The 18788-nt window shown below is 56.9% G+C and carries 15 protein-coding genes and 1 pseudogene; 8 read left to right on the top strand and 8 right to left on the bottom strand.

All coding sequences use genetic code 11. From position 1 onward, the window contains the following. Positions 1-41: 41 nt before the first annotated feature. The 4 genes from KGB20_RS09085 (at position 42) to KGB20_RS09070 (ending at position 6178) form a co-directional block, all read left to right on the top strand. A complete protein-coding gene (locus KGB20_RS09085) occupies positions 42-2168 on the top strand; it encodes a TonB-dependent receptor family protein (RefSeq protein ID WP_154910531.1) in 2127 nt (708 codons plus the stop codon). A gap of 87 nt (positions 2169-2255) precedes the next feature. Further along, on the top strand, positions 2256-3533 hold the full coding sequence (locus tag KGB20_RS09080; RefSeq protein WP_154910532.1) for a flavohemoglobin expression-modulating QEGLA motif protein: 1278 nt from the start codon (positions 2256-2258) through the stop codon (positions 3531-3533). A 165-nt stretch (positions 3534-3698) separates the two neighbouring features. Continuing rightward, a complete protein-coding gene (locus KGB20_RS09075) occupies positions 3699-5246 on the top strand; it encodes a DUF3300 domain-containing protein (protein WP_154910533.1) in 1548 nt (515 codons plus the stop codon). A gap of 80 nt (positions 5247-5326) precedes the next feature. Further along, complete coding sequence (locus tag KGB20_RS09070) at positions 5327-6178, top strand: DUF2950 domain-containing protein (protein ID WP_154862239.1); 852 nt, start codon at positions 5327-5329, stop codon at positions 6176-6178. Between the two features lie 74 nt (positions 6179-6252). Here KGB20_RS09070 and KGB20_RS09065 read toward each other — a convergent pair whose 3' ends face one another. From KGB20_RS09065 to pyk, 7 genes are all read right to left on the bottom strand, one after another. Further along, positions 6253-6969 (bottom strand): TerC family protein, encoded by a 717-nt coding sequence (locus KGB20_RS09065; protein ID WP_154910534.1) that lies wholly within the window; start codon positions 6967-6969, stop codon positions 6253-6255. A gap of 158 nt (positions 6970-7127) precedes the next feature. Further along, positions 7128-8651 carry a 2,3-bisphosphoglycerate-independent phosphoglycerate mutase gene (gene gpmI / locus KGB20_RS09060; RefSeq protein WP_223532201.1) on the bottom strand — a complete coding sequence of 508 codons (1524 nt, stop codon included), beginning with the start codon at positions 8649-8651 and terminating at the stop codon, positions 7128-7130. 8 nt (positions 8652-8659) lie between these two features. Continuing rightward, positions 8660-10285, bottom strand: coding sequence for an NADP-dependent glyceraldehyde-3-phosphate dehydrogenase (locus tag KGB20_RS09055; protein WP_154910535.1), 1626 nt, complete (start codon positions 10283-10285; stop codon positions 8660-8662). A 79-nt stretch (positions 10286-10364) separates the two neighbouring features. After that, on the bottom strand, positions 10365-11162 hold the full coding sequence (gene tpiA, locus KGB20_RS09050) for a triose-phosphate isomerase (protein WP_154910536.1): 798 nt from the start codon (positions 11160-11162) through the stop codon (positions 10365-10367). A 3-nt stretch (positions 11163-11165) separates the two neighbouring features. After that, positions 11166-12467 carry a phosphopyruvate hydratase gene (gene eno, locus KGB20_RS09045; RefSeq protein ID WP_154910537.1) on the bottom strand — a complete coding sequence of 434 codons (1302 nt, stop codon included), beginning with the start codon at positions 12465-12467 and terminating at the stop codon, positions 11166-11168. Continuing rightward, positions 12460-12621 carry a hypothetical protein gene (locus KGB20_RS09040; protein ID WP_008017143.1) on the bottom strand — a complete coding sequence of 54 codons (162 nt, stop codon included), beginning with the start codon at positions 12619-12621 and terminating at the stop codon, positions 12460-12462. Before KGB20_RS09040 ends, eno begins: the two co-directional genes overlap by 8 nt. A 14-nt stretch (positions 12622-12635) precedes the next feature. Further along, positions 12636-14084: a pyruvate kinase gene (gene pyk, locus KGB20_RS09035; protein WP_154910538.1), complete on the bottom strand. Its 1449-nt coding sequence runs from the start codon at positions 14082-14084 to the stop codon at positions 12636-12638. Positions 14085-14395: 311 nt separating this feature from the next. Between pyk and KGB20_RS29250 the strand changes: the two are divergent. The 4 genes and pseudogenes from KGB20_RS29250 to KGB20_RS09020 form a co-directional block, all read left to right on the top strand. Further along, a pseudogene (locus KGB20_RS29250) lies at positions 14396-15163 on the top strand (MCP four helix bundle domain-containing protein); the annotation flags it as partial. Next, entirely contained in the window at positions 15161-16024 is an 864-nt protein-coding gene (locus KGB20_RS29245) for a methyl-accepting chemotaxis protein (protein ID WP_411740890.1), read from the top strand. The pseudogene KGB20_RS29250 and the gene KGB20_RS29245, both read left to right, overlap by 3 nt. A 155-nt stretch (positions 16025-16179) precedes the next feature. After that, positions 16180-17145, top strand: coding sequence for a GntR family transcriptional regulator (locus tag KGB20_RS09025; protein WP_154910539.1), 966 nt, complete (start codon positions 16180-16182; stop codon positions 17143-17145). Then, entirely contained in the window at positions 17142-17780 is a 639-nt protein-coding gene (locus KGB20_RS09020; protein WP_154910540.1) for an aldolase, read from the top strand. Before KGB20_RS09025 ends, KGB20_RS09020 begins: the two co-directional genes overlap by 4 nt. 284 nt (positions 17781-18064) lie before the next feature. Here the strand turns inward: KGB20_RS09020 and KGB20_RS09015 are convergent, their stop codons facing one another. Then, entirely contained in the window at positions 18065-18544 is a 480-nt protein-coding gene (locus KGB20_RS09015; RefSeq protein WP_154910541.1) for a hypothetical protein, read from the bottom strand. Positions 18545-18788: the final 244 nt, after the last annotated feature.

Genomic DNA, 18788 nt, shown 5'->3' with positions numbered 1-18788 from the left:
CACTGTTCATTGCCCGTTCCCGTACGTCTGGAGTTTTCCCAATGCCCTCGCCTCATTCCTTGCCCGCTGCGCTGCTGGGCCTGGCCCTTGTTTGTCCGGCCATGACCGAAGCTCAGGGCCTGGAGTTGGGACAAGTGCTGATTGGCGCTGAGGACCAGAGCGACGAAGACCAGGGGATCGAGGACGCCAGGGCCCGGCTGGCCCAGGTGCCCGGCGGCACCAACGTGGTCGACATGCGCCGTCCGTTGCAGGGCCGCGTGGCCAGCAATCAGGATGTGCTGGCTTACCAGCCGGGGATCTATGCCCAGTCGGCGGGCAACGAAGGGGTGAAGATCTCTATCCGCGGATCGGGGATCAATCGTGCACCGGGTGCCCATGCCTCGGGGCTGTACGCCATGCTCGACGGTCTGCCGCTGACCGGCCCCGGCGGCACGCCCTATGAATTGCTGGAACCGCTGTGGCTCGACCACGTGCAAGTGCTGCGCGGCGCCAACGGATTCGACCGGGGCGCCCTGGCTCTTGGCGGGGCCATCGATTACGTCAGCCATACCGGCTACAACGCGCCGAAGTTGCAGGTACGCTACGCAACGGGCAGTCACGGCTATCAGCAGCGCCAGGTCAGCTCCGGACAGGTGCTCGGCGCCTTCGATTACTACGTGGCCATGACCGACGCCAACGCCGACGGCTACCAGGACCACACGGCCAGCGAGAGCCAGGGTGTCATCGCCAACTTCGGCTATCGCTTCAACCCCAACCTGGAAACACGCTTCTACCTGCGCCACCGCCAGACCGACAACGATCTCGCGGGACGGGTGACCAAACACTCCATCGAGCACAACCCACGGGCGGCCAACCCTGCCTACGTGGCGCGGGACGACCACCGCGACGAGCCGGGCAGCACCTTTATCGGCAACAAGACCACCTGGTACATCGATGACGATTCGAGCATCCAGACCGGCCTTGTCTACCACGACTATCCCATGGACCTGAGCGAGGGCCCCAACCGCCTGAAGGTGGCGTACACGGATGTCAGCGGCACGTTCGACTACAAGCGGCGCGACACGCTCTGGGGGCTGGAAAGCCAAAGCACCCTGGGCCTGCGAGTGACCAAACACCTGCCCAACGCCGGTGCCAGCGAGTTCGTGCGCATCCCCACCGGCAACACCGCCGGTTACGCACCGGGCACGCTGATTCGCAACTTCACCTACCAGGGCTCGGACACGGTCCTGCATGTCGGCAATGACCTGGAGATCGCCGACGACCTGTGGCTGACCACCGGCCTCGCCGCGATCTACACCCGCCGTGAAAGCGCTGTCACCTACCCGCAGGAAGGTGGCAAGACCAGCCTGCACGACTGGGACTACGCCCCGCGCGTGGGCCTGCGCTACCAACTGACACCGGACCTGCAACTGTTCGGCAATCTCAGCCGCTCGGTCGAGGCGCCACATCCGTGGTCGCTGATCTATAGCTCGAACATCCGATTCCCCGCCGGCAGTGGCGTCGCCACGGGCGCCCAGCGCGAACCGGTCACGCTGCAAAACCAGACCGCCACCACCCTGGAAATCGGCGGCCGTGGCGACAGCACGCTGGGGCAGTGGAGCCTGGCCTGGTATTACGCCCAGGTACGCCACGAACTGCTTTCGGTGCTGCCGGACGCCAACGCCACCACGCCCTACGAGCTGAACGCCAGCCCGACCGTGCACCAGGGTGTGGAAGCCAGCCTGCTGAGCCCCCTCTGGTCGCCGGGCGATGGCGGCCAATTGAGCCTGCGCCAGAGCTATACCTTCAGTGACTTCCACTACCGCGACGATGAGCGCTTCGGCGACAACCGCCTGCCGGGTCTGCCGATGCACTATTACCAGGGCGAACTGCGCTACGACTGGCCACAAGGCTTCTTCGCCGCGGTCAACACGCAATGGGTGTCGAAGGTGGCGGTCGATTACGCCAACAGCTACTACGCCGATCCCTATGCCATATTCGGCGCGACCTTGGGCTACAACGCGCCCAAGGGCGACTGGCAGACCTGGCTGGACCTGCGCAACCTGACCGACAAGCACTATACCGCCACGGTCACGCCGGGCTACGACGACAAAGGGCTGGACGCGGCACGATCCACCCCCGGCGAGGGCATGGCGATGTATGTCGGGGTGTCGTGGAGCCTGCTCTGAGGCCGTCTACCTCACTTCGTAAACGCACACAACCGCGCGCGACGACTAAGCTTTTGTAACGCCACTTCGTCCCTCAAGGAGCTATCCATGAGCGCCGCCGCCCTGTCCGAACTCGATGCCGCCCTGCCCGGCCTGACCCGCAAGATCCGCGTGCTGGATGCCCTGTCCTGGCCGGACGGCGTCGAGGAAGACTTCCTGACGAAATGGCGCGGCGGGCGGGCCGGGTTACCCAAGGTCCAGTTGCAACCCCGCGACCACAGCGCCGACATCGCCGCCCTGGAAACCTTTATCCGCCGTTGCGATGTGGGGCATCCGGCCGGCAATTACCTGGCCATGACCGCCCGTAGCTATGCCACGGCCGGGCACATGCTGGGAGCCATCGGTACTCCCGCCTTTACGCAGTATTCATCCGCCCTGTACCGGCGCCCGGATTTCTATTACACACGCCTGCAACTGAGCATGCTTGACGCGGCCCGGTTCTTCCTCAAGACCACCGACGCCCTGCTGGGCAATGCGCGGATTCCACCCTGCCCGACCGAGATCCCGGCCAAGGCGTTCGCCGCCTGGATTCAACCGGAACTGGACAGATTCTTCGGCGTCGGACAAATCACGGTCGTGCTCGATCCGAACCTGGCCGCCAAGGCCATCGCCGGATCGAGCCGCATTCGCCTGCGGGCCAGCGCGCTGTTCTCGGAACTGGACAAGCATCAGCTGTTGCAACACGAGGCGTTCGTGCATGTCGCCACGGCACAGAACGGCGCGCGCCAGCCCAACCTCACGAGCCTGGGCCTGGGGGCGCCCCGCACCACCCAGACCCAGGAAGGCATTGCCACCCTGGCCGAACTGTTCACCGGCAGCATGGACATCAACCGCCTGCGGCGCCTGGCCCTGCGCGTGCTCGCCGTCCAGCAGGCGCTGGAGGGTGCCGACTTCATCCAGGTGTTCGAAGGCTTTCTGGCGGCCGGACAGACAGAAGAGGAATCCTTCCGCTCAACCCAACGGGTGTTCCGCGGCGCCGACCTGCGGGGCGGTTCGGCGTTCACCAAGGACGCCGCCTACCTGACCGGGTTGCTCGGCGTCCACACCCTGCTGCGCATTGCTATCCGCGACAACCGGCCGGAACTGGTCGGGCATCTGTTTGCAGGGCGCCTCAGCCTGGCTGACACCGTGCGCCTGGCGCCCCTGTTCGAGTCTGGCTGGCTCAAGGGGCCGGTCTATCTTCCGGCCTGGGCCAGCGACCTGCGCCTGCTGGCCGCCAACCTGGCCTTCTCGGCGTTCATCGCCCAGATCAAGCTGGAGGTGCTGGACCTGGATGTGTTCATGGCATTCGCCGAAGAACACGAAAGCGATGCCAGTGCACATTGACCAGGAACAGGATCACACCGTTTGAAAGTCAACCTGGCTTTTTAAAATCAACTGCTACCATTAGGAAGCGGTGTCGAGGTCAGGCTCTGTGGCTTGCAAAGTCGGCTTCACCTGCCAGGGATTGATCCACTCATTTCAAGCCTGCCTGACCCCATGGGGGGTGCAATGCACAATCCATTACTTTACGCGTTGTCGGCCGTACTGTTCTTGAGCGGATCGTCCTGCCTGGCACTGGGTACGGAGGGGATCGCTGCCGCACCGGCCCCGGTTCCGGCACCCGCCGCAGCACCCGCACCGGCAAGCACAGCCAATGCAGCGCCCGTCGCCCCGGCGGCCAAGGATCCGGTATTCACCCAGGAACAACTGGATCAGATGCTGGCGCCCATTGCGCTTTACCCGGACCCACTGTTTGCACAGGTGCTGATGGCCACCACCTACCCCGGGGAAGTCGGCGAGGCGGTCAACTGGTCCAAAGCGCACCCGGACGCCAAGGGTGACGATGCGGTCAAACAGGTGGCGAACCAGCCATGGGATCCAAGCGTGCAGGCACTGGTCGCCTTCCCGCAGGTGCTGGCATTGCTCGGACAGGATCCCGTCTGGGTCCAGCGCCTGGGCGATGCCTTCCTGGCGCAGCCCGACGATGTCATGGAAAGCGCGCAACGCTTGCGGCGCCAGGCACAGGCAGCCGGCAATCTGCAGAGCAACCAATATCAGAACGTGACGATCCAGAATGTCGCGGCACCGGCACCGGCGACCACGACTGCGGCACCGGCTCCAGCCCCTGAATCGGCCCCCGCCAGCAACTCCACCATCATCATTCAGCCTGCCGATCCGCAGGTGGTGTACGTCCCCACCTATAACCCGACCACCACCTACGGCACCTGGCCCTATCCGGCGTCGCCGCCCGCGTACTATCCACCGCCACCGGCCTATTACCCTGGTCAGGCCCTGATGGCCGGACTCGCGTTTGGTGCCGGAGTGGCGATCATTGGATCGTTGTGGGGTGAATGTGACTGGGGCAATAACGACATCGACATCGACGTCAATCGCTACAACAACATCAATGCCAACAACCGGATCACCAACAACAAATGGCAACACAACCCGGTGCACCGTAATGGCGTGCCCTATCGAGACAACGCAAGCCGCGCACAGTACGGCCGCCAACTCAACGGTGCCAACCAGCGTGAAGCCTATCGCGGGGACAATGCCCAACGCGCCCAGGCCCGTGAAAATGCCCGCACCTCAATGGACAGGCACGGTATCGAACGACCTGCCACCAGCAACCGCGAAGCCCGTGATCAAACACGCAAACTCCAGTCCGGGGCCTCGGGCGGCGACCGGTTACAGGCCGGTGCAGACAGACCGAAGGCGGCGGACAGAAGCCAGGGCACGGCCAGGAACACCCGGGAGAATCAGCAGCCCAGGAGAGAGACCCAGCAACCCAGGAACCAGAGCGCCCAGTTGAATCAGCGCAGAGAAGGCTCCGCGCAGACGCGGCAAGCGACGAGTAAACGGCCTGCCGCCAGTGCCGGCAGTGCCCGCAACAATGCGTTCGCCGGCGCACGCTCACCATCCCAGGCCAACGTCCAGGCCAATCGTGGCCGGGCCAGCCAGGTTTCCGCCCAACGCCCCAGTGCTTCGCGATCAGCCGGCCACCAGGTCAGCCGGCCGTCCAATCCACCATCGCGTCAAAGGGGGGGCCGTCGTTGAACAACTATCCTCGATTGAAGGGACTCACGGGCTTGCTCCCTCATGTCCTGGTTATAGCCACCGGCTTGTTGTGGTCGTGCATGGCGACGGCACAGCAGGCCTTTCCAACCCCGGAAAAGGCCGCGGAAGCCTTTGTCGAAGCACTGGGCACGGAACACGCCGACCAGGCACGCCTGACCGAACTGCTGGGCAATGACTGGCACAATTACATCCCCCGCGAAGGCGTGCAGCGCAAAGATGTGGATGCGTTCTTGCAGCAGTACCGCGAGCAACACCACTTTGAAAACACCAGTGACCGCAAGGCTGTCCTGGCGGTCGGCAGTGAGAACTGGACACTGCCTATCCCCCTTACAAAGAACGAGAACGGTTGGCGCTTCGACATGAAGGCCGGCAGTGCAGAGATCCGTGCACGTCAAATCGGCCGCAATGAACTTGCCGCGGTGCAATCGGTGCTGGCCTATCACGACGCCCAGATGGACTATGCGTCAGTGGATCGCGACGATGATGGCGCACTCGAGTATGCGCAGAAAATCTTCAGCACCCCCGGCATGCACGATGGACTCTATTGGGACGAAGACGACAGCGGCCAGATCAGCCCGCTGGGGCCTTCGTTCGGCAAAGCCATAGCCGACGAAGAGTGGCATGGCTATCGCTTCCGCATCCTTCATGGCCAGGGTCCTTCGGCACCGGGTGGCGCCTACAGCTACCTCATCGGCGACAAGATGAGCCGCGGCTTTGCGCTGATCGCCTGGCCGGCAAAGTACAACGACACCGGCGTGATGAGTTTCATGATCAGTCATGAAGGACAGGTATTCGAAAAAGACCTGGGGCCCGAAGGTGAAAAACTGGCGCTGGCGATGAAACGCTTTGATCCGGATGACAGCTGGAAAGAGGTGGCTGAAGATCAGGCCCCAATTGTCACGATGCATTGACACGTTGTCACGATGACCTGACATGAGAACTGTGGATTGCTGAAACGAGGCGTCCTTGCCCCGTTTTCAATGATTCATGCAGGCTTTTGTATCCTGAACCGAATATTCAATGCTTCGACCGCCAGCGAAAAAGCCATGGCAAAGTAAACATAGCCTTTTGGTACGTGCTGCCCCATGGCGTCTGCGATGAGCACGACACCCACGACAATCAAAAATGCCAGGGCAAGCATTTTCAAACTCGGGTGCTTATCGATAAATGCGCTGATCGCTCCGGCAGCCAGCATCATGATCAGCACAGCGACCACAATGGCAGCGATCATCACCGGTACGTGAGAGACCATACCAACCGCCGTGATGACCGAATCCAGGGAAAAGACAATATCGATGATTGCGATCTGAATGATCGTGCTCAGAAAGCCCGCGCCTTTCTTGCCAAACGCTGACTCGCCCTCCTCGGCACCTTCCAACTCCTGGAAAATTTCGCTGCTGCTTTTCCACAACAGAAACAATCCACCGAAAAACAGAATCAAATCACGGCCTGATATCCCTTGATCAAAGACATGAAAGAGATCAGCCGTCAGGCGCATGATCCAGGTGATGGACAGCAGTAAAAGAATGCGAGTGACCATGGCCAGGGCCAAGCCAAAAAAACGTGTTTTCGGCTGCATTGCTTTCGGCATGCGGCTGACCAGAATCGAAATCATGATGATGTTGTCGATACCCAAAACAATTTCCAACACTGTCAGGGTAAAAAACGCGATCCAGATTTCCGGATTGAGAAACCATTCCATAACTTCATAACTCTCGATTGCCCAGAAAAAAAGGCACTACCAAAACTGGCAATGCCCGCATGCTCAAATGAGCGAGTCGTGTTAAGCCACATCGCCTCGACGGGGGCGACCAAACCAATCGTCGGTGCGGCGATGCACTGATGGCACCTGTAAGCCAATCAGACGGTAAGAAGTGAGTTGCCATCCATCTCAGACGGAATCGGCAAGCTCAGCATCTGCAACAAGGTAGGAGCGATATCGCACAACCGGCCATTCTTCAGTCCCTCTCGGCCAGGTTGCTCACTGACCAGAATCAGCGGAACGGGATTCAAGGTATGAGCCGTGTGTGCCTGGCCAGACTCGGTGTCGAGCATTTGTTCGACATTGCCGTGGTCGGCTGTAATCAGGCATTCACCGCCGGCGGCGAGGGTTGCTTCCACCACCCGGCGCAGACATTCATCGAGCACCTCAACCGCCTTGACGGCTGCGTCAAAGGAGCCGGTATGACCCACCATATCGCCGTTGGCATAGTTGCAAACGATCAGATCGAATGCGCCGCCAGCGATGGCGTTGACCAACTTGTCCGTCAACAGGGGGGCGCTCATCTCAGGCTGAAGATCGTAGGAAGTAACGTCAGGAGAAGGAATCAGGATTCGCTCCTCCCCCTCAAAAGGCTGCTCTCTACCGCCGTTGAAAAAGAACGTCACATGGGCGTACTTCTCGGTTTCAGCAATGCGCAATTGCATCTTCCCAAGAATGGCCAAGTGTTCCCCCAAGCTGTTGCTGATCGCCTCCGGAGCGAATGCGCATGGGCAGTCCAACTCTTCGGAATACCGGGTCAATGTCAGCAGCCGATCCTTTGGCAAAACAAAAGGTCGTTCAAACCCTTCGAATTCGGGCTTGATCAATGCTTGGGTCAATTCGCGTGCACGATCAGGTCGAAAGTTCATGAAGATCATCGCGTCATCGGGGCCGACACTGACAGGTTGCCCAATCGTTGTCGGCTTGACGAACTCATCCGATTCACCACGTTCGTAAGCCGCTGACAAAGCTTCAGTAGCGGTTGCCACTTGATGTTCAGCATTCGCCGAAACAATCAGGCGGTAAGCGGTTTCGATCCGCGGCCAGCGGTTATCGCGATCCATTGCATAGTAACGACCGACCAACGAGACAATCCGCCCCGCGCCCAAGCGAGCGAATTCACTCTCCAAGGCATCCAGCGATGCCTGCGCGCTCTTGGGCGGAGTGTCTCGGCCATCTAGAAATCCGTGCACATAGATTTTTTCGACACCCTGCTCAACGAGGCAACCGCATGCCGCGACAATCTGATCGATGTGGCCATGAACACCGCCGGGGGAAAGCAGCCCCAAGACGTGTACAGCACCATCGCGCGTTTTTACTCCCTGGAGCAATTCCAGCAACGCTAGGTTGCTAGAGAACTCTCCATCCGCGAGAGCTTTATCAATCCGGGTCAGGCTCTGGTACACCACACGACCTGCTCCCAGGTTCATGTGGCCTACTTCGGAATTCCCCATCTGACCTTGAGGAAGGCCTACCGCCAGACCTGATGTCTCGATTTGGCTGTTCGCATAGCGCTCAAGCAGCGCATCAAACGTTGGCTTTTTGGCTGCTGCAAAAGCGTTCGAGTCAGTTGCCTGACGAATGCCGACACCGTCGAGGATAATCAAAGAGCGCGTAGTCATCACTCCCCCTAGAAGATGTAATCAGTGGTCAAGAAACTCGACTCACGATTTCGGATGATGTCGCTGACCAGCTCTTTGTTGCTCTCCTGGAACTTGGTGGCGACTAGCGTTCGGATGGAGAACACCCGCAAGGCGTCGTCGACGGACAGTGTCCCTTCAGCTGAGTTTTTACGCCCGTTGAATGGAAAGCTGTCCGGCCCACGCTGGCATTGAGCGTTGATGTTGATACGCCCGACCTGGTTTGCAAATGCATCGACCAGACGACCAACTTGCGCTGAATTGTTGCCGAAGATACTCAACTGCTGGCCGAAATCTGAATCGAGGACATAGTTGATAACTGTCTCCAGATCGCGATAGACCACCACCGGCACTACGGGCCCGAACTGCTCCTCGTGGTACACGCGCATGTCAGATGTCACTGGGTACAACAAGGCAGGGTAGAAGAATGTTTCGCAGACTTCACCGCCACCAGCATTGACTACTTTGGCACCTTTGCTCACCGCGTCGTTTACCAGACCAGTGAGAAAATCAGTCTTGCCTGGCTCTGGCAGTGGAGTTAATGCCACTCCTGCCTCCCAAGGCATGCCCGGTTTCAGCTGGGCAAGCTTCGACTGAAATTTATCCAGGAAAGCGTCCACGATGGTTTCATGGACGAACAGGATTTTTAGTGCGGTACAGCGCTGACCATTGAACGAAAGCGACCCGGTTACAGCCTCCGCGACTGCGTTATCCAAATCGACATCAGGCAGGATGATGCCTGGGTTTTTCGCATCCAGGCCGAGCGCGGCACGCAGGCGGTGCGGCTTCGGGTGCAGTTTTTTGAGATCACTGGCAGCCTTGTTGGTACCGATGAAGGCAAAGACATCGATCTTGCCGCTGGCCATCAAAGCGCTGACGGTTTCTCGGCCGCTACCGTAGATGATGTTGATGACCCCTGCCGGAAAGCTGTCACGGAACGCTTCTAGCAAAGGCCGAATCAGCAACACACCAAACTTGGCGGGTTTGAACACGACGGTGTTGCCCATGATCAAAGCCGGGATCAACGTAGTGAACGTCTCGTTCAGGGGATAGTTGTACGGCCCCATGCACAGCGTCACACCCAAGGGAACGCGGCGAATCTGCCCCAAGGTGTCTTGCTCAAGCTCGAAACGGCTGGAACGACGATCCAGCTCCTTCAGCGCATTGATGGTGTCGACGATGTAATCGCAGGTGCGATCAAACTCTTTCTCCGAGTCCTTCAGGTTCTTGCCGATCTCCCACATCAACAACTTCACCACGGCTTCGCGTTGTTCACGCATACGCTTGAGGAAAGCCTCGACATGACGAATACGCTCGACCACACGCATGGTCGGCCACGCGCCTTGACCGCGATCATATGCCTGCACCGCAGCATCCAGTGCAGTCATGGCAGTTTGCGCGTCCAACAGCGGAGTGCTACCCAAAATTACGGACTCGTATCCTGATTCTTTTTTCAGGCACACAGGACTACGAACCGGAGCTAATGAACCGTCCCACAATCGCAGCTCGCCATTAACGAGATAGTCGCGCTGTTCGATGGCCGGTCCTGGACGGAAAGCAGCAGGGATTTCGTCAGCGCTCGGAAACAGTGCTTCAAGTCGATTGTTTAAAGACATTTTTTATACCTCTGTGCCTGCACCAGGCGCTGCCCGAAAGAAATGAACGGACACGCAGCACCTATGCATTGAAAAGAATTCAGACCGCGATAGATTCGGTAGTTGGATTGGCCTGAGCCGCCCAGCAAATGGCAGCGAAAGACATCGCGTCCAGAGAGGCTCCGCCTATCAAGCCGCCATCAATATCGGGTTGCTTGAACAGTTGCTCTGCGTTGTCGGCCTTCACACTTCCACCGTACAAAATCCGGCAATCAGCGGCGGCTGCGCGGTCCTCGATCGCCAGCCACTGCCGAATGTGTCGGTGCACTGCTTGCGCCTGCTCTGGCGTCGCAGTTTCGCCAGTACCTATGGCCCAGACAGGCTCGTAGGCAATAACGCCTTTAGCCAGATCCTGAATACCAACAGCCTTCAGTACCGCGCTCAGCTGACTAGTGACGATCCCTTCCGTTTCGCCGCACTGACGCTGAGCAAGTGTTTCGCCGACACACAAAACCGGAATGAGCCCAGCTCGAAGCGCCGTAGCAAATTTCTTTGCCACAAGGTCATCGTCCTCTGAGTAAAGCGCCCGGCGCTCCGAATGCCCGACCAACACGAAGCGGCAGCCGATGTCATGGAGCATCGAAGCACTGACTTCACCGGTATGAGCGCCTGATAGCTGGGAGCTAAGATTCTGAGCACCCAACAAAACGTCTGAATCATCAAGTAGATCAGCCACGGTCGTCAGGTAAGGAAACGGCGGGCAAATTGCAATTTCAACACCTTCAAAGCGTGAAATCACCGGAAGTACGCTACGCAGCAATGACGCATTGGCAGCGCTACTACCGTTCATTTTCCAATTGCCGATCACCAATTTTTGTTTGTTCGAAGAGGTCTGCATGATTCAGGCTTTCCTGTTCAGAAGCGCGGCCGTGTTGTAAGGCGCTCGCTCCTGCAAGGCCTCTTCAATACGCAACAAACGGTTGTATTTACCCACACGATCCGAGCGGCTCAGAGAGCCTGTCTTAATCTGTCCCGCGCAAGTGGCAACGGCGAGGTCGGCAATGGTGGTGTCCTCGGTCTCACCCGAACGATGGGAAATGACTGCGGTGTAACCGGCATTTTGCGCCATGCGGATGGCGTCCAGCGTCTCGCTGAGTGTTCCGATCTGGTTGAACTTGATCAGGATCGAGTTACCGATCCCTTTCTGAATTCCTTCTCGCAGTATTTTGGTGTTGGTCACGAAGAGGTCGTCACCCACCAATTGCACGTGACCAAGCTTTTTAGTCAGGCCTGCCCAGCCGTCCCAATCGCTTTCGTCCATCCCATCTTCAATAGAAATAATCGGGTATTTGTCACAGAGCATCGTCAGGTAATCGGCGAAGCCTGCCGAGTTGAATGCCTGATCTTCACCGGCGAGCACATATTGACCGCCCTCGTAAAATTCCGAGGCAGCACAATCGAGTGCCAGGGTAATGTCTTTGCCCAGCTCGTAACCCGCTTTACTCACTGCCTCCTTGATAACAACCAGTGCTTCTTCGTTGGAGGCCAGTGAAGGAGCAAAACCACCCTCATCCCCCACCGCGGTGCTCAGGCCACGCTCCGACAAAACTTTCTTCAAGGAATGGAACACTTCGGCGCCCATGCGAAGCCCTTCCCGGAACGACGATGCTCCGACTGGCTGAATCATGAACTCCTGGATGTCGATGTTGTTATCGGCGTGCTCACCACCGTTGATGATGTTCATCATCGGAACCGGCATGCTGAATTTGCCCGGCGAGCCGTATAGCGCAGCCAAGTGTTCGTACAAGGGAATGTTCTGAACCTTGGCAGCCGCCTTGGCTGTCGCCAGCGAAACGGCAAGAATCGCGTTGGCTCCCAGGATGCTCTTACTCTCTGTGCCATCCAGGGCGATCATGACATTGTCAATTTCGCGCTGATTCAATGCATCCAGTCCGATCAGGCACTCGCGGATCGGGTTGTTTACATTCTCGACCGCCCGCATGACACCTTTGCCCATGTAGCGCGATGCGTTGTCTCGCAACTCAAGCGCTTCACGTGAACCAGTCGAGGCACCGGAAGGGACGCTGGCGGTAGCAGTAACTCCATTCGCGAGAGTTACCACAGCTTCAACAGTCGGGTTCCCTCGCGAATCCAGGATTTCCCGAGCACTGATCTGTTGAATTTGGCTGTTCTTGTTAAGCATGGTTTTCCCCCTTCGGATGGTTCGGAGCTAACGTGTCGTCGCTCTGCGACTTCAGTAATTCCTGCTGCTCCGCGTACTGCTCACGAAAATCGAAATCTCTTGGCCACGATTCACTTTCAGTCGCGTCCTGGTCTGCTGAATTAATCTCACTCATCAGTGCTTCCTCACTCAGCGAATGGCTTCACCGACACACACGACTCGAAGGGAGTTAGTACCGCCTTGGGCGTTGGCGTAGTCGCCTTTGGTAATCAGAATGTGATCGCCAGCCTTCACGACGCCACGCCGGGTCAGTTCCGCAACGGCCTTCTCGTTCACCAACTCTGGGGCGAAATCATCGCTGTCGAAAGGAATGGTGGTGACACCACGAAAAAGCGTGACCCGATTCTGAGTAGCCAGGTTGCGAGAGAATGCAAAAATGGGCAGGTGTGAACGTATGCGCGACATCAAACGAGGGGTATCGCCGCTTTCCGTCATGCAGATAATGGCTTTCACGCCATGCAGATGGTTCGCTGCATACATTGCCGACATGGCGATGGATTCATCGATCTTGTGGAACACTTGATCGACGCGATGCTTGGAGCGATGGGACTGAGGGTGCTTTTCGGCGCCGATGATAATCCGGTGCATGGCCTCAACCGTCTCGATCGGATAGGCACCCGCTGCGGTTTCAGCTGAAAGCATCACCGCATCGGTGCCATCGAGCACCGCATTGGCGACGTCGAATACTTCAGCGCGCGTCGGCATCGATTGAGTGATCATCGACTCCATCATCTGCGTCGCAGTGATTACCACGCGATTGAGTGTGCGAGCACGGTCGATAATAAGCTTTTGCACGGCAACCAATTCTGCGTCGCCAATCTCAACACCGAGATCGCCACGAGCGACCATTACACCTTCCGACGCCTCAATGATCGCATCCAGAATACGTAGATCATTGACGGTTTCTGCGCGCTCAATCTTGGCGATCAGACCTGCCTGCCCTCCTGCTTCGTGCAGCAGCCGACGAGCCAGCTCCATATCAGAGGCATCTCGCGGGAACGACACAGCCAAATAATCCACCTGCATTTCTGCGGCAGTCTTGATATCGGCGAAGTCCTTTTCGGTCAGCGCCGATGCAGACAACCCTCCGCCTTTGCGGTTGATCCCTTTGTTGTTCGACAGCGGCCCGCTGACCAGAACTTCGCAGATCAGTTGCGTGGCCTCGACCTTCAAGACCTTAAGCTCAATTCGTCCATCATCGAGCAGCAGTATGTCGTCTGGACGGCTATCGGTAATCAGCGCTTCGTAGTCAATTCCGACTCGCTGCTTGTCCCCCGCAGTCTTGTCCAGGGAAGCGTCGAGAACGAACTGTTGCCCCTTTTCGAGGATCACTTTTCCTTCCGCAAAACGCGCAATTCGAATTTTCGGACCTTGCAAATCCGCCAGTACCGCCACGAAGCGACCGTGCTTGGCAGCCAACTCACGGACCAATCTGGCACGAGCAATGTGGTCCTCAGCCTTGCCGTGGGAAAAATTCAGACGCACGACATCGACGCCCGCTTTCACCAATCCCTCGATGGCTTCGAATGATTCTGTTGCTGGCCCTAATGTGGCCACGATCTTGGTTCTGCGCTGCATGACAGATGCTTCCTCGAACAGGGTTTTGTTATTGAATGCAAAGGAAATCTGGATTCTGCTTATGGCTATTAGCGTGTAAATAACCAATCAGCGCAAAGCGGTCTGATTGGTATCCCTAACAACCACGGCTCGATTAAATCCTTTAAATCTCAGCTTTTATGCCTTGATCACAAATCATTGAGGTGAGCCGTCTCGAAAAATCGTCCAAAAAATATTGGCACATTGACACACCAAAATGCAATGCTATTTTAGTCAGCACAAATACACGCATCCGGCCAAGACCCGGATCGCACTACTCTGCCGAAGGGACAATGCTCATGCTGCCAAGACACCTCTCAATCGCCAGTCGAATGGTTCTCGGGTTCTTCATCATTGCTGCGCTGAGCGTTGCTTTGGGGGTATTTGCGCTGCGGCAGATTGACGAGGTTCAAGATCAATCGATCCAAATCAAGGACAACTGGCTCCAGCGCGTCCGTGCGTTGGGTGCCGCTAATGCCGCGCTGAATCGCTATCGGATGGGATCGATGCAGCACATTCTTTCGGTCAGCGAAAAAGACATGCAGTCCTACGAGGACAAAACTGCCGGGCGGTTGCAGCAAGTCCGGGAGCAAATGCAGACCTATGCTCAGTTGCTGACCAGCGATGAAGACAAGGGCCGTTTGAGCGCGTTCAACGCCAGCCTGGAGGTGTATGCAAAGAATCACCTCGAATTGCTCAAGCTTTCTCGGCAAGGCGATAAACCCGGTGCCAGGGAGTTTTTGATGACCATCCGGGACTCGTACGACCAGATGACCAAAAACTTTGATGACCTGATTGATCGCTCGAACCAAGGGGCGGAAGCCGCGGGTAATCAATCAATCGATGCCTATCAACGTGCCGTTAGAGGCGTGGTGCTGGTCATCATTTTGGTTGGTATCGGCACAATCCTGGTGGCGTGGTTACTGACCCGCAGCATCACTGCACCACTGAATGAAGCCGTAAGAGCGGCGAGAACAATTGCCGAAGGTGATTTGAGTAAGCCCATCCAACCGACCGGCAATGATGAAGCCACTCGCCTGCTCGAATCCCTCGCGACAATGCAGAACAACCTGATCAAAACTCTGAGTCAAATCTCCGGATCTTCGAAGCAACTGACCTCCGCTACCGCCCAACTGAACACCGTTACAGAGGCGTCAGGCCAGGACATTCATCAGCAACATGCAGAGATCGAACAGGCAGCCACGGCGGTCAATGAGATGACAGCTGCCATTGAGGAGGTGGCCCGTAATGCGCTGTCTACTTCAGAGTTGTCGTTGGCTTCCCGGGACATTGCTCTTCGTGGCCAACAGCGCATGGTAGAAACCCTCGGTGCAATTGAAACACTCACCCGAGACGTGCAACTTAGCTCAAAACAAGTGGAACGTCTGGCGGATCAGGCACAAGGCATCGGCAAGGTTCTGGACGTGATTCGCACGATAGCCGAACAAACCAATCTCTTGGCGCTGAACGCTGCCATTGAAGCTGCGCGGGCGGGTGATGCGGGGCGGGGCTTTGCCGTTGTCGCCGATGAAGTCCGCGCGCTCGCTCACCGTACCGCGCAGTCCACGCGAGAAATTGAAGACATGATCAGCGGGATCCAGAACGGCACGGATACTGCCGTGTCGACCATGCTCAGCAGCAGTGAAAATACCCGCCTCACCCTCTCACTAGCCCAGTCCACCCAAAGTGCATTAGCAGAAATCGTGGCCGCCAACGACGACATCAACCAACGAAACTTGATGATCACGACGGCGACTGAGGAACAAGCCCATGTTGCGCGTTCGGTCGACCAAAACTTGCTCAACATCCGAGACCTGTCTGTCCAATCAGCCACAGGCTCGCAACAAACCACTAGTGCGTCTCAATCCCTTGGTTTACTGGCCCTTGAGCTGAATTCAATGGTTCAACACTTCAAGATGTAACAAATAAGTTCATGCAATTTTTTGCATAATGACACGTTAAAAAGTAGTCACACGCGACAAAACCTGATCGAATTGAGGTATGCCTCATTTGATCTCACATTCCGGTTCAACCGGTTTGTATTTGTCGCCACCCCATTTCGTAAGTGATCACAGATATGGCCTCAAGCGCCCTCGTACAACGAATCGCTGCCGAGATCCGGCAGAAAATCCAGACCGGTGAGCTATCACTGGGCGCTCACCTGAGCGCACAAAAAGTCGCCGACGAATTCAACGTATCTCGCTCTCCGGCGCGCGAAGCACTGGTCTTGCTCTCGGAACAATGTGTTCTGGAGCAGCTGCCCAATCGCGGGTTCTTCGTACTGGAATCAGTACAAGATCCATCGCAGATCCAAGACGAGGTACTTCCTCTTGAAGAGCCGGATGAATACTACCGACTCTCGGAAGACTGGTTGAACAACGCAATCCCGAGTGAAGTGACGGAGCAGTTTCTGCGCACTCGCTATGACCTGACCAAAGCCCAGGTCATCGACATTCTCAATCGCGCCGCCAAAGTTGGATGGGCTGAGCCAAAGCCTGGTTATGGCTGGCGTTTTCTGGATGTGGCGAAGACACCGGAAACCCTTGAGCAAATCTACAAGGTGCGCTCGCTAATCGAGCCAGCGGCACTGTTGGAGCCGACTTACCTGCACGACTTGGCCAAGCTCCAACGTCTTAAAAAAGAGCAGCAGGACATGCTCAACGGTGGCATCGATAACCTGCCAGCAGACGTCCTCTTGAAAAATGGTATTCGCTTCCACGAAGAGTTCATCAAGCTCTCTGGCAACCCGCTTTATCACATGATTCTGGTCCAGATGAACAACATGCGGCGGCTCATCGAATACCGCTCGATGATCGACCGCAAGCGTCTCTACAAACAATGTGCCGAACACATTCGGATGATCGAACTGGTGGAACAGGGCAATAACCTGGAAGCCGCGCATTTAATGAAGCAGCACTTGAGCGGCTCTTTTGCTCACAAATCGCCGATCCTGAAACTGCGATCAGAATCTGCCGAAACCACCCCTTCACTTTCTGGCCTCAGCACTGGCCTCATATCACTTCTCGAGGAGAGCACACGTTGAGTACCGAAGAACAACTACGCGAAGAAATCTGCATCGTCGGAAAAAGCCTCTATGAACGCGGTTACACCGTGGGCAGCGCAGGCAACATTAGCGCACGCCTGGACGATGGCTGGTTGATCACCCCCACAGACGCCTGCCTAGGAAGATTGAAGCCGGAAGAGATAGCAAAAGTCAGCAAGGACGGTACTTGGGTCTCGGGCAGTAAACCGTCGAAGACCCTGGAATTGCATCGTCAGGTGTACGACCGCAACCCTGAAGTCAACGGTGTAGTTCACACCCATTCGACCTCGCTCGTAGCTCTAACACTTGCAGGAGTCTGGGCCAATGACGACATCCTTCCACCATTGACGCCTTACCAAATCATGAAGGTTGGCCACATCCCATTGATCGCCTATCAGCGTCCCGGCTCTCCTGATGTGGCCAGGCAAGTGGCGCAATTGGCCAACACGGTTCGGGGCGTGATGCTGGAGCGGCTGGGCCCAGTTGTTTGGGAAAGCTCTGTATCAAAAGCCAGCTTTGCGCTGGAAGAACTTGAGGAAACGGCAAAGCTTTGGATGATGAGCAATCCTAAACCTGCGTCACTGGGTGAAGACGCTATTGAAGATCTACGACAGGTCTTCTCTGTTAAGTGGTAACCCTACTGAGGACCAAGACAAGGCGTTCGATTGAGCCAATGACTAGTCGTTCGCCTTGCTACTCATAATGCCCAATCAGCTCGCCACTGAAGCAGCTAGCGAAGTGAACTCTTTCAAGTCCGTCTCAACCACATACATACCTTTGCTCAGATGTTTTTCTAACGGGCTTGTCGTGCCTCGGTGGAGCCCAGGTCACCACTGAACCGGCGAGCTTGATGTACGACTCCTGTGTCTTGCGCGCGTTTTCGCTCGAGGTCGCAATGCCGGCCGCCCTGTTTTACCGTCTATTTCGAGATGTATTTGGACAGGGTCGCCTTAAGCGCCTCGGTAACAAGAGCAATCAGAATTGGCTCGGAACTCGACTGCATATCTCTACCAATTTCGGATTGCTGTTCTTTCACTTTTCCCGCGTATTTTGATGCGCGGCCTTCAGATACGAGTGATGACAACTCTTCTTGAGAGAATGACTTCTCATAGGCTGCAGCAAGGTTCTCATCCCACTTAGGCTGGTACTGCGGCAGCAATGCATTGATTTCGTCAGACACGGCACTGCTTGCATCTGCACTTCCCAGTTTTGTGACGATCATCGCGTAGGTGATCGTTCTTTTCGCTGCCAAAAGTGCAAGAGTAGAGAGGTTACTGCCGATCTGTGCCTGGGCTACGAATGTGCGAGCATCTTTATGAGAGCGAGTTTCAGCGGAAACTGTATTGGAAAGCGCGACGAGCGTGGTGAACACGATAGCGGTAGAAGAAATCCTTTCCATTTTCCAGCTCCATCGGAGGGAAACCAGTGTTTCATCAGCGTAGTTTCATCCCGAAGGTTGTGCCACGTGGTGACCGCTGCTGCGGCAGGTGGTTTGAGCACGGCGAGACTTTGAATACCCTGGTTGAGGAAATTTGAGTCACTCCGGCTTTTTGGGCACCACGACGGACTGCCTTTGGCCGTTTATTGCCTGGCGCCACCGTCAGCTATGGGTCGTTCTCTGCCGGTCGCCGATCCTGATCCCT

This window comes from Pseudomonas sp. BF-R-30, from assembly GCF_019956175.1.
GTDB lineage: Bacteria > Pseudomonadota > Gammaproteobacteria > Pseudomonadales > Pseudomonadaceae > Aquipseudomonas > Aquipseudomonas jessenii.
The sequence above is the reverse complement of the archived record's forward strand: the minus strand, read 5'-3'. Positions and strand labels throughout refer to the sequence as shown.

Coding starts and splice junctions, on each gene's coding strand:
- gpmI (WP_223532201.1), bottom strand. CDS start 8,651: ATGACTACGCGCTCTTTGATTATCCTCGACGGTGTCGGCATTCGTCAG.
- KGB20_RS09080 (WP_154910532.1), top strand. CDS start 2,256: ATGAGCGCCGCCGCCCTGTCCGAACTCGATGCCGCCCTGCCCGGCCTG.
- KGB20_RS09025 (WP_154910539.1), top strand. CDS start 16,180: ATGGCCTCAAGCGCCCTCGTACAACGAATCGCTGCCGAGATCCGGCAG.
- KGB20_RS09070 (WP_154862239.1), top strand. CDS start 5,327: ATGGCGACGGCACAGCAGGCCTTTCCAACCCCGGAAAAGGCCGCGGAA.
- eno (WP_154910537.1), bottom strand. CDS start 12,467: ATGCTTAACAAGAACAGCCAAATTCAACAGATCAGTGCTCGGGAAATC.
- KGB20_RS09075 (WP_154910533.1), top strand. CDS start 3,699: ATGCACAATCCATTACTTTACGCGTTGTCGGCCGTACTGTTCTTGAGC.
- KGB20_RS09040 (WP_008017143.1), bottom strand. CDS start 12,621: ATGAGTGAGATTAATTCAGCAGACCAGGACGCGACTGAAAGTGAATCG.
- tpiA (WP_154910536.1), bottom strand. CDS start 11,162: ATGCAGACCTCTTCGAACAAACAAAAATTGGTGATCGGCAATTGGAAA.
- pyk (WP_154910538.1), bottom strand. CDS start 14,084: ATGCAGCGCAGAACCAAGATCGTGGCCACATTAGGGCCAGCAACAGAA.
- KGB20_RS09055 (WP_154910535.1), bottom strand. CDS start 10,285: ATGTCTTTAAACAATCGACTTGAAGCACTGTTTCCGAGCGCTGACGAA.
- KGB20_RS09015 (WP_154910541.1), bottom strand. CDS start 18,544: ATGGAAAGGATTTCTTCTACCGCTATCGTGTTCACCACGCTCGTCGCG.
- KGB20_RS29245 (WP_411740890.1), top strand. CDS start 15,161: ATGCAGAACAACCTGATCAAAACTCTGAGTCAAATCTCCGGATCTTCG.
- KGB20_RS09085 (WP_154910531.1), top strand. CDS start 42: ATGCCCTCGCCTCATTCCTTGCCCGCTGCGCTGCTGGGCCTGGCCCTT.
- KGB20_RS09065 (WP_154910534.1), bottom strand. CDS start 6,969: ATGGAATGGTTTCTCAATCCGGAAATCTGGATCGCGTTTTTTACCCTG.